Annotated in this window: 17 protein-coding genes and 1 tRNA gene; 8 read left to right on the top strand and 10 right to left on the bottom strand. The window is 67.4% G+C overall.

From position 1 onward, the window contains the following. Positions 1-35: 35 nt before the first annotated feature. Positions 36-1,139 carry a hypothetical protein gene (locus tag R5O87_RS09790; RefSeq protein ID WP_410555125.1) on the bottom strand — a complete coding sequence of 368 codons (1,104 nt, stop codon included), beginning with the start codon at positions 1,137-1,139 and terminating at the stop codon, positions 36-38. A gap of 106 nt (positions 1,140-1,245) precedes the next feature. Then, on the bottom strand, positions 1,246-1,491 hold the full coding sequence (locus R5O87_RS09785; protein ID WP_410555124.1) for a hypothetical protein: 246 nt from the start codon (positions 1,489-1,491) through the stop codon (positions 1,246-1,248). A gap of 434 nt (positions 1,492-1,925) precedes the next feature. On the opposite strand from R5O87_RS09785, the gene R5O87_RS09780 reads away from it, so the two are divergent. Next, a complete protein-coding gene (locus R5O87_RS09780; RefSeq protein ID WP_003801204.1) occupies positions 1,926-2,189 on the top strand; it encodes a GlsB/YeaQ/YmgE family stress response membrane protein in 264 nt (87 codons plus the stop codon). A gap of 190 nt (positions 2,190-2,379) precedes the next feature. Then, positions 2,380-2,574 (top strand): hypothetical protein, encoded by a 195-nt coding sequence (locus tag R5O87_RS09775; RefSeq protein ID WP_410555123.1) that lies wholly within the window; start codon positions 2,380-2,382, stop codon positions 2,572-2,574. Positions 2,575-2,616: 42 nt separating this feature from the next. Here the strand turns inward: R5O87_RS09775 and R5O87_RS09770 are convergent, their stop codons facing one another. Further along, on the bottom strand, positions 2,617-2,949 hold the full coding sequence (locus tag R5O87_RS09770) for a hypothetical protein (RefSeq protein ID WP_410555122.1): 333 nt from the start codon (positions 2,947-2,949) through the stop codon (positions 2,617-2,619). A 239-nt stretch (positions 2,950-3,188) separates the two neighbouring features. On the opposite strand from R5O87_RS09770, the gene R5O87_RS09765 reads away from it, so the two are divergent. From R5O87_RS09765 to R5O87_RS09755, 3 genes are all read left to right on the top strand, one after another. After that, positions 3,189-3,671, top strand: coding sequence for a DUF805 domain-containing protein (locus R5O87_RS09765; protein ID WP_410555121.1), 483 nt, complete (start codon positions 3,189-3,191; stop codon positions 3,669-3,671). 283 nt (positions 3,672-3,954) lie between these two features. Then, a complete protein-coding gene (locus R5O87_RS09760; protein ID WP_410555120.1) occupies positions 3,955-4,428 on the top strand; it encodes an SRPBCC family protein in 474 nt (157 codons plus the stop codon). 127 nt (positions 4,429-4,555) lie between these two features. Beyond that, entirely contained in the window at positions 4,556-5,449 is an 894-nt protein-coding gene (locus R5O87_RS09755; RefSeq protein ID WP_410555119.1) for a hypothetical protein, read from the top strand. Between the two features lie 16 nt (positions 5,450-5,465). Here R5O87_RS09755 and R5O87_RS09750 read toward each other — a convergent pair whose 3' ends face one another. The 4 genes from R5O87_RS09750 to R5O87_RS09735 form a co-directional block, all read right to left on the bottom strand. After that, a complete protein-coding gene (locus R5O87_RS09750) occupies positions 5,466-5,849 on the bottom strand; it encodes a hypothetical protein (protein WP_410555118.1) in 384 nt (127 codons plus the stop codon). Then, positions 5,821-6,453 carry a signal peptidase I gene (locus R5O87_RS09745; protein ID WP_410555117.1) on the bottom strand — a complete coding sequence of 211 codons (633 nt, stop codon included), beginning with the start codon at positions 6,451-6,453 and terminating at the stop codon, positions 5,821-5,823. The genes R5O87_RS09750 and R5O87_RS09745 overlap by 29 nt, the downstream gene beginning before the upstream one ends. Positions 6,454-6,525: 72 nt before the next feature. After that, entirely contained in the window at positions 6,526-6,699 is a 174-nt protein-coding gene (locus R5O87_RS09740) for a hypothetical protein (protein ID WP_410555116.1), read from the bottom strand. A gap of 192 nt (positions 6,700-6,891) precedes the next feature. Next, a tRNA-Thr gene (locus R5O87_RS09735) sits at positions 6,892-6,964 on the bottom strand. Positions 6,965-7,188: 224 nt separating this feature from the next. Between R5O87_RS09735 and R5O87_RS09730 the strand changes: the two genes are divergently transcribed. Then, complete coding sequence (locus R5O87_RS09730) at positions 7,189-7,962, top strand: HAD family hydrolase (RefSeq protein WP_410555115.1); 774 nt, start codon at positions 7,189-7,191, stop codon at positions 7,960-7,962. A 106-nt stretch (positions 7,963-8,068) separates the two neighbouring features. On the opposite strand, the gene R5O87_RS09725 is transcribed toward R5O87_RS09730, so the two are convergent. The 3 genes from R5O87_RS09725 to tmk form a co-directional block, all read right to left on the bottom strand. Next, entirely contained in the window at positions 8,069-9,640 is a 1,572-nt protein-coding gene (locus tag R5O87_RS09725) for an alpha/beta hydrolase (RefSeq protein ID WP_410555251.1), read from the bottom strand. Between the two features lie 63 nt (positions 9,641-9,703). Beyond that, on the bottom strand, positions 9,704-10,849 hold the full coding sequence (locus tag R5O87_RS09720; protein ID WP_410555114.1) for a DNA polymerase III subunit delta': 1,146 nt from the start codon (positions 10,847-10,849) through the stop codon (positions 9,704-9,706). Beyond that, entirely contained in the window at positions 10,846-11,493 is a 648-nt protein-coding gene (gene tmk, locus R5O87_RS09715) for a dTMP kinase (protein WP_410555250.1), read from the bottom strand. The genes R5O87_RS09720 and tmk overlap by 4 nt, the downstream gene beginning before the upstream one ends. A 115-nt stretch (positions 11,494-11,608) precedes the next feature. On the opposite strand from tmk, the gene R5O87_RS09710 reads away from it, so the two are divergent. Together R5O87_RS09710 and R5O87_RS09705 are read left to right on the top strand one after the other, a co-directional pair. Continuing rightward, on the top strand, positions 11,609-12,793 hold the full coding sequence (locus R5O87_RS09710; RefSeq protein ID WP_410555113.1) for a trans-sulfuration enzyme family protein: 1,185 nt from the start codon (positions 11,609-11,611) through the stop codon (positions 12,791-12,793). Between the two features lie 9 nt (positions 12,794-12,802). Continuing rightward, the gene (locus tag R5O87_RS09705) at positions 12,803-13,159 is read left to right on the top strand and encodes a DUF2516 family protein (RefSeq protein ID WP_410555112.1); all 357 of its coding nucleotides are present in this window, start codon (positions 12,803-12,805) and stop codon (positions 13,157-13,159) included. Positions 13,160-13,182 lie beyond the last annotated feature (23 nt).

The raw sequence follows: 13,182 nt of genomic DNA, 5'->3' as shown, positions 1-13,182 counted from the left end.
CCATCGTGCAACCGGGGTCTGACATTTTTGGCAGTTCAGTCCGGCGTGTTGCGGAGCCGGAGGACGCGTTCCTTCGCCAGCACCGCAGACCGCTCGCTTTTTTCTGCTGCCCGGGCGTACTGCTTCGCCTCAGCGGCGGCGGTCTCGCGTTCCTTGCGGGCGGCATCGAGTGATTGTTCCAAGGCCCGGAGCCGTTGCCGGGCATCGTTGACCTCGGCTGTGAGCCGCACGAAGTCTGCCGCGGCTTCCTCCTGCGCCCGGGCGCGGCGTGCAGCCTCGTCTGCGGCATCTGCAGCTGCCTCCTCCGCCTTCGCCAGCGCTGCCTCGGCCTTCTCCAAGAGGGACGGCGAGACGGGGCGGGGCGCGGTGCGGACGGCCTGGAGGCGTGGTTTTTCCTGGTCTACGGCATCCGTGCCGGTGTCCGCCCGGGCGGCGGCTTTGCGTGGCTGGGTCCGCGCCCGCCGGCTGGCCGGAGCCGCGGTGGCGGGTGGTTCCTGCCGGCGGTCTTTGGGTGCCCCGCCAGCCGTGCGCGGCGCGCCGCCTGCCGGCTGCTGTGCTTGAGCTTCGCCGGAAGGCTTTGCTTGAGCGGGCCGCTTCGGCGGGAGCGGCCGGGGCGGCAGCTTGCCGAGGGCCGATGGAACCGCCACGGCGTCGCTGAGATCCACCTGGTCAACGCCGTCGGCGGACAGCCCCCGGAGCAACAGACCGCTTTCGACGGCGGCGGCAGCGGCGAGGTCTGCGGTGGCGGCCCGCAGTGTCTCTTCCACCTCGGTGGCAACTGCGCCGCTCACCTTGCGGCCCTGCTTTTCGGCGGCGAGCCGGGCCTCACCCACAGCGGTGCCGAGGAGCTTCCGACGTTCCTGGGCAAGCTCCCTCAGGGCCGTGGCATCGAGTGACGCCTGGGCCTCCTGCATGGTCTGTCCGAGAGTCCTGAGCTGCTGCACGGCGTCGGGGCTGTGGTGGGCCAGCATGTTGACGGTCCAGGCGGCGACGGAAGGCTTCGGCAGGGACCGGATCGCCAGGGCAAGGGGCTTGTCCGATGCCGCGGCGTCCTTGGCGGCAGCCGTGCGGGCGGGGATGAACTCGTCGAAGGGAAGCGCGTACAGGGCCTGGGCGGCGCGCTCCAGTTCCTCCTCCATGACAGCCATCATATGTACCGTCACGCAGGTTTCAGCATGCGCTCACGCGGGCAGGGCGTTTGCGGCGCGTCGGCTAGCCGGCCCGTCGGCCGCGGGCCGTTCCGCCCTAGTGGGCGGCCAGCCTGCCGTGCGGGCGGTGCTGCCACCGGTCCACCAGATGGTGATACAACCTGAGGGCAGCTTTGTAGATGCCCACGGCCATGGCATTGATGAGCAGAACGATCACCTGCACGGCGCCGGCCCCGAGCAGAAGCAGGCCAAGAACAGCGAGCGCCGGCAGAAGCATAATGAAAACGGCTATAGCAACGGCGATATAGCCGAGGGCGAAGCTGACGATAGTCGCCTGGTCCACTGGAATCCCACCACAACCAGCTCAAGAACTCCGGATGCTGCGATCCCCTCCGCAGCTAGGGTGATGTGGTCCCCGGCTGCTCCTGCAACCGGGGACCACTTAGCGGGAATAGGATCCGCACGCTGACGATGCTGCACCTGCACACTATGCGCTGTGGCGTTCTCTGAAAGCTCTTCGCCCAATAAGCAGCTTGGCGTTTACCGGTATCCCGTCCCGGTCCATGAGGCGTTAACTGGCTGCCGGGGACCCCTCCTTGACCTCAGTTTCCGATGGTGGCTGATACCGATTTTTATAGCACCGCCCCACGGGACTGACAAGGGAATTTTCGGGCTTCGCGCGTCGGACGCTTGCCAGCTACTAAGCATGCTGATTAACTCATCTCTATAGCTGGTGCCACACCCGCGGTACCTGTCTGGTGGAAAGGAAAGTGCGTCATGGGAATTCTTGGATTTCTCCTGCTCGGTCTGATTGCGGGGGCCATTGCAAAAGCCATTCTTCCCGGGAGGCAGGGCGGCGGTTGGATAGTCACCCTGGTCTTGGGCGTCGTCGGGGCTATCCTTGGCGGCTGGATCGGTTCGCTGATCTTCGGTGGCGGCTTGGGTGACTTCTTCGACCTCAGGACCTGGCTGTTGTCCATCCTCGGAGCTGTCATTGTGTTGCTGATTTACGGCGCCGTCACCCGCCGAAGCCGGGTCTGACCTGATTTCATAACAGGGATCTGTTGGTGGGGCTGGCCCAAGGGCCGGCCCCACTGGTTCCCGCTTCCCCGCAGCCAAGCAGGGACGCTGGAAGCGACGGTACTGACCTGGGAACAGTGCCAATCGAGGGAACGGTGCCAATCGAAAGAACAGTCGGGGGAGAGAGTTCGCGGCCGGACAGGAGGTGCACGTGACGTACGCTTCAGAGGATTGGACGATACGCCGTCAGGTAATGGACGTCATCATCGATGTGCTTTCTGCGGTTGCCACAGGCCCCGACGTGCGCATCAGCCTGTTGCGCCACCTCGAGGAAAACCCGGGCAATCCGGAAAAGGCCCTGCTGGCCCACCTGTCCGACCGGGACGTTGCCGACGACGTCGCGTAGCGGGTACGGCTCGAAAAGAGACTTCCGGTCGAAAAGAGGCGGCTAGCGCCGCGCCCGGAGTGCGCCGCGCAGCGCCAGGCCGGCGGCGCATACCAGCGGCACCAGACAAGCCATCAGTGACAGGGGGTTCGGACGGAAAGTCAGCCTGCCGCCGTCGTCCTGGGTATACACGCCCAGCGGGAACACGAGTCCGCCACCCCCGCCACCTGAGCCTGCGCCCTCCGGATCACCGCCTTCGGTGCCGCCGCCAAACCCGAAGGAAACCAGGGCGACGGGAATGATCTCCTTTCCGCCCAGCCGGATCGGATCCCCATAGGCCCTGGATACGCCCACATTCCTGAAGCTTTCAGTGAGGGACTTCATCGCGTCTGCCATAGCCCCACTCTAAGTGAGTGGCCACTCAGGGTGACAGGCCGCAAAAAGGCCGCAGGCGGCCCGGAGGCGCATTCAGTCTCAGGACCAGAATTCGCGGCCTTGGCGGAGTCCGAAACGTCCGCACATATCAATTCACGCGGTGAAAATCGCAGTAAATTTTCTCCATCGAACGGCCGCTGCGGCAGTTTGCCCCCTACGATGGGCTCGTCTCATAACTCAGAACCCATGGGGGGGAATCCATGAGCTATCAGCAATATCCACAGCAGCAGCAGGGCTACCAGGCGGGAACCGGCGAACCGCCGCTTTGGGCGCCGTACTACGGGGCACCCCTTCCCGTTGCCGTCCGCCGGTTCTTCAAGAAGTACGCCACGTTTACGGGCCGTGCCAGCCGGAGTGAGTACTGGTGGTGGGTGCTCGTCGCGGTAGTGGTCGGCATCATCATCAACATCATCACGGGCGCAGGGGGAACAACCGTGACCGCCGAGGGCACGCCCGTGCCCGGACCGGGCGCCACGGTTGGCCTCGTCCTTGCCGTTGTCTGGGGCCTGGCCACCATCGTGCCTTCCCTGGCCTTGACTGCGCGGCGCCTGCACGATGTGAACCTCAGTGGCTGGCTTGTGCTGCTGGCTGTCGTCCCGTTCCTTGGGGCGATCGCCCTGCTGGTCCTGACGATCCTGCCGTCCAAGCCCGAAGGGCAACGGTTCGACGTGCCAACCGCCTGAACGCACACGGCCTTGCCGTAAGGCGCCCGCCGACGACCGCCACCCGGCCGTCCCGGCGGGCTCCTTTTTGCCCTGACACTCATGTGTGACGCGTTGGACTGCCAGGTCGGGGACCTTCTGGTCACCTCCGGCGGCACCGCCGGCATTTCCTGAGCCCATTCGTCTGCAGGGTCTGGACACAGCAAGCCGCCGGACCTACCGTTCAGGTGGCGGCTGCTGTGGGGAACGACGGCGACTGCCGAGGGCCCGTAACCGGGCCACCCGTAATGACAGGAGGAAGCAGATGGAAACTGTTGAAGAGACCGTTGATGTCGCAGTTCCGGTCCATACGGCCTACAACCAGTGGACGCAGTTCGAATCATTTCCGCAGTTCATGTCCGGCGTGGAATCCGTAACCCAGCTCAGCAACACCACCAATCACTGGGTTACGAAAGTCGGCGGCGTGAAGCGGGAATTTGATACCGAAATCGTGGACCAGGAGCCTGATGACCGGATCGCCTGGCGCAGCACCGACGGCAAATCCCTTGCCGGCATCATCAGGTTCACGCCCCTGGACGCCACGCACACCAAAGTGAAGGTCCACTTCGAGTGGGCGCCGGAAACCGTCACCGAGAAGGCGGGCGCGGCCCTGAAGATCGACAAAATGCAGGTCAGGTCCGACATGCGCAAATTCAAGGACTTCATCGAATCACGCGGCACCGAAACCGGCGGCTGGCGCGGCGAAGTCGAGGACAGCGGCCCCACCGGGCAGTTCTAGAAGGGCCGAGGCCGTGGACCTGTTGCCTGAACAACAGGTCCACGGCCCGCGCGCGCATGCGCCTGGCCGTCAACATACGTGGTCGCCTGCGCGCCGGTGGCCCGCGATCGCGGCGGCGACTGCCTTGGTGGCGGTTCCTGTGCTGGCGGCCTGCACGGCGCCCGAACCGCAGGAGCCGGGGCCGCACGATTCTGCTGAACCGCTGCCGATAACGGTGGAGGTGGACCAGTCGCGCGATCAGTACGGAAAACAGGCCATCGAACTCCTGCTTACTAATGTGTCCGGCGGTTCCCTGACCGTTGCCGCGGCGCGGCTCGAGTCGCCGTTTTTTCAGCGGGACATCCAGTGGGAGCCAACCGGCGGCGGGAGCCTGGAACTGCCGCCCGGCCAGCCCAAGAGTCTTCCGGCCCGGCTTCCGGCCCCGGTCTGCGGTCCGGGCCAGTCGGGCACACAGCTCCCACCCCCACCTGGATCAGCCACGCATCAGCCCGTCGCCACCGTGAGATATTCGGAGCCCGGGCAGGCCGGACTGCGGGAGGTGGCGCCCGTCGCCGCCGACCACTTCGGGGTCCTGGAACGGAACAACCTGGAGCTGTGCCTTGCGGCGGATGCGGCCGCCGTGGCGGACATCGCCCTCGACCCCGGACTTGCGGTGGCCCCGGACTCCCGCACCGCCGTCGTCCGCCTGGTCATCACGCCGAAGCAAACGGACGGCGCCGGCCCGGACGTAAAATCTATGACCATCACGAGCATCGCCGGGACCACCCTGATTGCCGAGCCGGCGGATGATCCATGGCCGCGGAACCTGCGCATCGCGCAGGGCGCAGCACGCTCTGAACTGCGTTTGCGGATCCGCCCTTCCCGCTGCGATCCGCACGCCATCGCCGAGGACAAAGTGGGCACCCTGCTGCCCCTGCATGTGAGTGTGGGAGGACGCGAGGGGCAGGTGAAGATCGCGGCAGGCACGGCCCTGCGCGGGCAGATCTACGACTTTGTGACCGCGGCGTGTGCCCGGGGCTGAAACAGCGCGGCCAAACCTACTGGTCCGGGCGGCGCCGGTTCGCGAGTGCCTGCTGCAGCTCCGGCAGGTGAAGGTCGATCTCCAGCGCAACGCCTGCCGCAGCGGCCAGGTCGGCTGCCACCAGGGCTTTCTCCAGCCGGGCGCACAGGTGGCTCATCCGCAGGGCACCAGCCATTGACGACGCCGTGCGCAGGCTGAGGGCGGCATCCATCGCCATCTCCCGGTGCCCGACGCCGACACTCCGGGTGATGCGGTCAACGCGCTGTGTGAGGAGGGCCGTGTAGTTGTCCGCGAAGGCCTCGGCTGCCGCCGACGAACAATCTTCCGCCAGGTCCCGGAGGTGCTGCCCGTCCAGGGTCGGCTGGGATGCGTCAGCCTGCGGCCGGTGTTTTTGCACCATCGGCGCCGCTCTTCGACTCGTCAGCAGCGTCGGGGCCCTTCCGCCAGATCCTGGCCAGCATCATGAAGACCAGCATCCCGGGAACGCCGTACGTCAGGGCCATCAGCACCGCCGGTTCGCGCAGTGCCTGGACCGCTGTGCCAAAGTAGGGGACTGTCGCGGCGTGGATATCTACGGTGCTGCCTTCGAAGGTCGCCAGCCAGGGGGCGGCGTCGTGGTTGGCGTCGCCCTTGGTCCGCACGGTGGTGCTTCCTCCGTCCCGGGTCAGCTCGACGATCCGGTGCGTCTCGACGCGCCGGTCCTGTACCGGGATCCTGTACGTGATGATGTCCCCGGTCTTCAGCGAGCTCACCGGCGACGGTACGGTGACAACGACGTCCCCCGGATTGATCGTCGGAGCCATGGAACCGGTCAGCACGATGCTGGCCTGGTAGCCGAGGAAACCGGGGCCAACAGCCAGGAAAAGGAAGGTTGCGACGGCGGCGGCCAGCAGCACGGCGGCAGCCGTGCGCACCAGCAGGCGGCCGGCCTTCAGCAGCAGCCGACCGTGGGCGGGGACCACGGGGCCGGGTACCTCGGCCGCCGGCGTTGCTGCTGCTGTCATGGCGTGTGGCCTTAGGGGTGGGCCCCCTCCGCCGCGGTTCTGGGGCCAGACGACGGAGGGGACGTGTGTGGGTTATTCGTTGGCACGGAAGGGCTGGGTGCCGGCGAAGACCGAGGAGGCGGTGGCCCTGCCGGTGGCGGAGTTCAGCTTGCGACCCATGATGGCGAACGTCCGTTCTTCAGGAGCCCGGTGCGCGGACTTCGGATAACCGGTCTTCCGTGCCGGTAACGAACACTCTGCCTGCATTGACTCAAGGACCCATCGAGGGCCGATCAATACTGGCTCAAGAAAACCGGCCGCGGCTGGCTGTGCCGGATGAATCGGATGGTTGCGCCGAACGGCGCCAATGATGTGCCCGGGCCTGTCGGCGTCTCCGGGCGAAACCAGCAAAAAACCCCGTACCGCCGCCGAACGAGCGACAATACGGGGTTTCTCCCGAGCTTCCTATCAGAATCGAACTGATGACCTTTTCATTACGAGTGAAACGCTCTACCGACTGAGCTAAGGAAGCACCGCACCAATCAGCCGGGAAACCGGCCGGTTCATGCAAGAGACAACTGTAATAGAGTCCCCGCGTCCGGGTCAAAATGAGCGCTTCGCAGGCTGCGATTGACGTTGGCAGGACGTTCATTCCGCCGTCGGGTCCGGTTCAGGCCCGCAACAGCAACAGCCGCGATGCTGGAATGAAAAGCGTGGCGCAGCATGCCTGCGCACCAGCGGCAAAGGAGCTCAACCATGACACCAGACAGCGCAATCTCAACCGGCAGCGCAGTCCGCACTGCCGTTTCCCCCGGTGCGGATACGGACGCGGCGGAGCACGGCCTGCCCGTCCGGCTCGCGGTGCTCGCCATGGTGGGAACAACCGTGTACGACGGCGGACTCATGGACCGCGCGATGTCCCGCACGCTGGCTGAACAGGGAGTTGCGGCCGGCTCGGCGCGGTTCGAGGGGATGCTGCATTACGCGCGGGAGCGTTCCGGCATCTCCCGGATGACGGTTTTCGGCGAACTGTTCGACGACCCCCAGGCAGCGGCCAGCGCCAACAAGAGGTTCGAACTGAACTGCGATGAACTCATCGCCGACGGCGGAGTCCGGGCTGTCCCCGGGGCGGAGGACACCATCGGCTGGCTCCGGGACGCAGGCATCAAGGTCTGCCTGGCCACAGGCTTCGGGCGGCACACGCAGAACATGGTGCTGGAATCCCTGGGCTGGATGGGCCTGGCGGACCTCAGTCTCTGCCCGGCGGACGCCGGCCGGGGCAGGCCGTTCCCGGACATGGTGCTGACGGCGGTCCTGGCCCTGGACATCGACGACGTCCGGAAGGTGGCCGTGGTGGGGGATTCCGCCGCGGACATCCATTCCGGCCTCCGCGCCGGGGCACCGGTTGCTGCCGGTGTACTGACCGGGTCCAGCTCCGAGGCGTCGCTCCGCAATGCCGGTGCCACGGACGTCCTGCCCTCCATCAAGGACTTTCCGGCGCTCCTGGAGCGCCGCGCTTCCCGGTATTGAGGGCTCCGGCGCACCCAAGCGCCCGCATGCTTAAACGCCCGACGGCGGCCGGTGCGGCAATTGCTGCACCGGCCGCCGTCGGGTTGGGACCGCCGTCGGGCTGGGGTCAGCAGACGGTGTTGTCCGCCGGCTCCTTGCCGTCCACCAGGTACTTGTCCACGGCGTTGCTGATGCAGGTGTTGGACCGGCCGTAGGCCGTGTGGCCCTCGCCCCTGAAGGTCAGCAGGGACGCGTTGCCCAGCTGCTTCCGGAGTTCGCTGGCCCACTCCACGGGGGTGGCCGGGTCGCCGGTGGTGCCGACGACGACGATCGGTGCGGAGCCGCTGTACTTCACCGGGGCCGGGGTACGGACGTTCTTGTACGGCCAGTCGGCGCAGTTCGCACCGCCGTAGGCGAAGAAGTAGCCCAGGGTGGGGGACGCCTCGCGGAGCCGCTGCTCTTCGGCACGCATGGCCGCCGGGTCGCTGTTTGTTGGGTAGTCCAGGCAGTTGATGGCGCCGAAGGCCAGTGCCGTGTTGGACGTGTACTTGCCGTTGGGGGAGCGGTCCGCGCCCAGGTCGGCCAGGCGGAGCATGGCGCTGACATCACCCTGCATGGCCAGGTCCAGTGCCTGGGTCAGGGCCGGCCAGCTTTCGTTGGCGTACAGCGGAACGACGATGCCGCTGACGAAGAGGTTGCCGCCCACCAGCCTGCCGTCCTTGGCGGTGCGCGGGGTCTGCACCACGGAGGTGATGAGGTCGCGGATCTGCTGCACGCCGTCGTCGACGGTGCCGCTGAGGGGGCAACCTTCCTCGCCGAGGCAGTGCTCAACATAGGCGCGCAGCGCCTTCTCGAAGGCCCGGGCCTGGCCCAGTGTCAGGTCCTCGGCGCTGAGCGAGGGGTCGATGGCGCCGTCGAGGACCATGCGCCCCACGTTGTCCGGGAACAGCGACGCGTACGTGGAGCCGAGGAAGGTCCCGTACGAAAAGCCCATGTAGTTCAGCTTGGAATCATTGAGCACGGCACGCAGGACGTCCAGGTCCTTGGCCGCAGTGACGGTGTCGATGTGCCCGAGCACCGGCCCGGTCTGCTCCGCGCACTTGGCGGCGATGGCCTTGTTGTCGGCGCGCAGCACCGCCAGTCCGGCGTCGGTTTCCGGGGTGTAGACCTTTGTCCGGGCCTCGTCCCGCTCCTTGTCGGTGAGGCAGGTGACAGGCGCCGAACGCTTGACCCCGCGCGGATCGAAGCCGACGAGGTCATAGTTGGCGCGCACGGTGTCGGAGAAATGGCTGTTGCCGGCGTCCCTGACGAAGTCGTAGCCGGACGCGCCCGGACCGCCGGGGTTGACCAGCAGGCTCCCCTTCTTGTCCCCGGTGCTGGCGATCTTCACCGCGGCCAGTTCGATGGTGTCGCCGTCCGGCTTTGCGTAGTCGACGGGCACCTTGACCTTGGCACACTGCAGCTTGTCCTCGCAGGGCTGCCAGATGATCTTCTGCGAGTAATAGGACTTGAGCCCCGCCGGGGCGGCCGCCGCTATGGAGGGGTCGGCCTGTCCCGTGGAGCCGTTCTGCGAGGACTCGTCCTTCGACGGGCCCAGGGCACTGCACGATGCCAGCAGTACGGCCAGCGCCATGGCGCCGGCCGCCCGCATCCCGGCCGCGAGGCTCCGGGGTCGCGGGGACAGGGGCGGTGCAGACATCATGCGGGTTCTCCTTGTGGGGCGGTGTCAGCTCGGTCAGGCAAATGGCGGGCGGTGGCGTGGCTACTGGATCAGGCTTGCGGCCATTGACTCTACGGCCAGCAGCGGTGCGACGTTGGTGGTGGTGATCCGCTTGCGGGCGTTGTTGATGGCGTCCATCCGGGCGAGGGTCACGTCCGGCCCGGACCGTAGGGCAAACTCTTCCAGCTCACTCCTGAGCTCAACGTTCACCAGTTCCACGGCGTTCCCGAGCTGGATGATCAGGACGTCCCGGTAGAACGAGAGGAGATCCGTCAGTGTCCGGTCCAGGGAATCGGTGACGGAGCGCTTGGCGCGCCGCTTCTGGTCGTCCTCCAGCTGCTTCACCTGGCTGCGCATGGCCGGCGGCAGGGTGCCGGTCTCCGGGGCGCCGAGGGTGGCCAGCAGTGCGGCTTTTTCGGCGGCGTCCCTTTCTTCGTTGGAGCTCGTGGCTTCTTCCGTGGCGATCTTCACGAGCTTGTCAGCCATCATTACGGCGGCCGTGATGCCGCGCAGTCCCAGCGGGAACCGGACTGTCTCCAGTCGCCGCTCCCGGGCCTCGGCGTCGCGGGCCAAACGCCGGGCGATGCCCACGTGGCTCTGGGCCGCCCGGGCGGCGCGCTCGGCAAGGGCCGGATCCACGCCGTCGCGCTTCACCAGCAGGGCCGCGACGTCGGCGGCGGGCGGCAGCCGCAGCGCCACTGCCCGGCACCTCGAGCGGATGGTCACCAGGACGTCCGCGGGGGAGGGGGCACACAGCATCCAGATGGTGCGCGGCGTGGGCTCCTCGATGGCCTTGAGCAGCACGTTGGTGGTCCGCTCAGCCATGCGGTCGGCGTCCTCCACCACGATGATCCGCCAGCGTGCCGAGGACGGCCGGTTACCGGCGGTGGCGACGAGTTCCCGCGCCTCTTCGATGGTGATGGTCACCTTTTCGGTGCGGACAAAGGAGACGTCGGCGTGGGTTTCGCCCAGGATGGTCAGGCACGCCGGACAGGTGCCGCAGCCGCGCATGATGACGTCGTCCTGGTCGCAGTTCAGTGCAGCCGCGAAGGCCTTGGCCGCATTGGACCGGCCGGAGCCAGGAGGCCCGGTGAACAGCCAGGCGTGGGTGAGCCCCTCGCCCATGGATGCCTGCCGCAGTTGGGCGACGACGGCTGGCTGCCCCTGCAGGTCATCCCAGACGGTCATGGCTGCGTGTCCGTTGTTGCAAGGAGCTTTTCGACGCGCTCCAGGATCAGTTCCGCGATTTCCTCCACGGGCCGTCCCGCCTCGAGGACGAGGTAGCTCTCCGGCCTGGCCTCCGCGAGGTCCAGGAACGCCTGCCGGATCCGGGCGTGGAACTCGTCGGCTTCCGATTCCAGCCGGTCCTCAGCAGCGTCCCCGGCGGTGCGGCGGCTCCGCCCCTCGGCCGGGTGGACATCCAGGAGTACTGTCAGGTCCGGCTGCAGCCCGGAGGTGGCCCATTCGTTAACACTGCGGACGGCGTCCGTGCCGAGGCCGCGGCCCGCACCCTGGTACGCCACCGAGGAATCGATGTAGCGGTCTGTGAGCACCACCTCGCCGCGCGCCAGGGCCGGCCTGATGACCTGGCTGGCGTGCGCGGCCCGGGAGGCGGCGAAGATCAGGGCCTCGGTATGGGCGTCGATGTGGCCGTGGCCGTGGTCCAGCACCAGGGAACGGAGCTTCTCGCCGATGGGCGTCCCGCCGGGTTCCCGGGTGCGCAGCACGGTGAGGCCGCGAGATTCCAGCGCGCCGGCCAGCCGGGCCGCCTGGGTTGACTTGCCGGCACCGTCACCGCCCTCGAAGGCGATGAAAAGTCCGGAGCTCTGCATATTCACCTATCCAGCCTACCGATTTCCACAGACGAAAATGGCCGGTGCCCGGTTCTGTACGTCTCCGGAAGCGGCCGCTTTCCGCGCAGGCAGGCAGCCAACGTACCCTGTGACCATGAGTCTTTCCGATCAGCACGCCGCCTCCCTGTCTGCCGAAACGGTGGTCGTGGCCGCCGGCCGTCCGCCCCGCGAGCACGATGCGCCCGTCAACCCGCCCATCGTGCTCTCGTCCACCTATTTCGGCACCGGCGCGCTGGACGACGGCGACCGGGGCTACGGCCGCTACTCCAACCCCACGTGGGACCCGTTCGAGGAAGCACTCGGCCAGCTGGAGGGCGCGTCGCTGCCCGGCCTCCTTTACTCCTCCGGCCTGGCCGCCGTCAGTTCCGCGCTCTCCCTGATCCCCAACGGGGGCGTCCTGGTGATGCCGTCCCACAGCTACTCGGGCTCGCTGGTCATGGCCGCCGAGCTGGCTGAAAAGGGACTCCTGGAGCTCCGCACCGTGGACATCGCGGACACTGACGCGGTCCGCGCCCAGATAGCCCCGCAGGGCGGCAAAGCGGCTGACATGCTGTGGCTGGAAAGCCCCACCAACCCGATGCTCGGCATCGCGGACATCCGTGCACTCACGCAGGCCGCGCACGACGCCGGCGCCGTCGTTGTCACGGACAACACCTTCTCCACGCCTTTGGTGCAGCAGCCGCTCAGCCTGGGGTCCGATGCCGTTCTTCACTCGGTGACCAAGTACCTGGCCGGCCATTCCGACGTGGTGCTGGGCGCCCTGGTGACCTCTGACGCGGAGCTGCGCGGAACCCTTCTTCACCACCGCATCATCCACGGCGGCATCGCCGGGCCGTTCGAAGCGTGGCTGGCTTTGCGGGGGCTGCGGACCCTGGCCCTGCGGATCGAGCGTTCCCAGGCCTCGGCGGCGGTGCTCGCGGAGCGGCTGAGCGCGCATCCGGCCCTGGAAAGCGTGCGCTACCCGGGCCTCGTCACGGACCCGGGCCACGATCTGGCCAAGTCGCAGATGACCGGCTTCGGTTCCATCCTCTGCGTCCAGGTCGCCGCGGCCGGCGGGCTCAGCGCCTCCGAAACCGCGGACAAGCTGGTCCGCGCCCTGAATCTGTGGCTGCCCGCCACGTCCCTCGGCGGCGTTGAGTCGCTCATCGAACGGCGGCGCCGGCACGCCGCCGAACCCGTCAGCGTCCCCGAGAACCTGGTCCGGCTGAGCGTTGGAATCGAAAACGTCGAGGACCTCTGGGCCGATTTGAAGCAGGCGCTGGACGCGCTGGACCGATAGGCTGGGCTGGTGGACGGACGACTACTGATTTTCTACGTTGAGAGCACGGTCTACTACATCCTGGGGTTGATCGCTCTGGTCCTTGAGGTGTGGGCCTTCTTTGACTGCGTCCGCCACCGGCCAAACGCCTTCGAGGCTGCCGGTAAGCGCACCAAGACCTTCTGGCTGGCATTGACCGGCGGCAGCCTGGCCGTCGGCGCGCTGTCCGTGCTGGGCGGCGGGTCCGGCGGCCTCCTCGGCCCGCTGGGCCTCTTCGGCCTCGCAGCCGTGGTGGCGGCCTCCGTTTACCTGGCCGACGTCCGGCCGGCCGTGAAGGACGCAGGCCGCGGCGGCAGCCGGAACATGGGCCCGTACGGCCCCTGGTAACCAGCGCTTTGACCACAGCCCCG

Origin of the sequence: Arthrobacter globiformis (assembly GCF_046536215.2) — a bacterium.
Taxonomy (GTDB): Bacteria; Actinomycetota; Actinomycetes; order Actinomycetales; family Micrococcaceae; genus Arthrobacter; species Arthrobacter globiformis_E.
The sequence above is the reverse complement of the archived record's forward strand: the minus strand, read 5'-3'. Positions and strand labels throughout refer to the sequence as shown.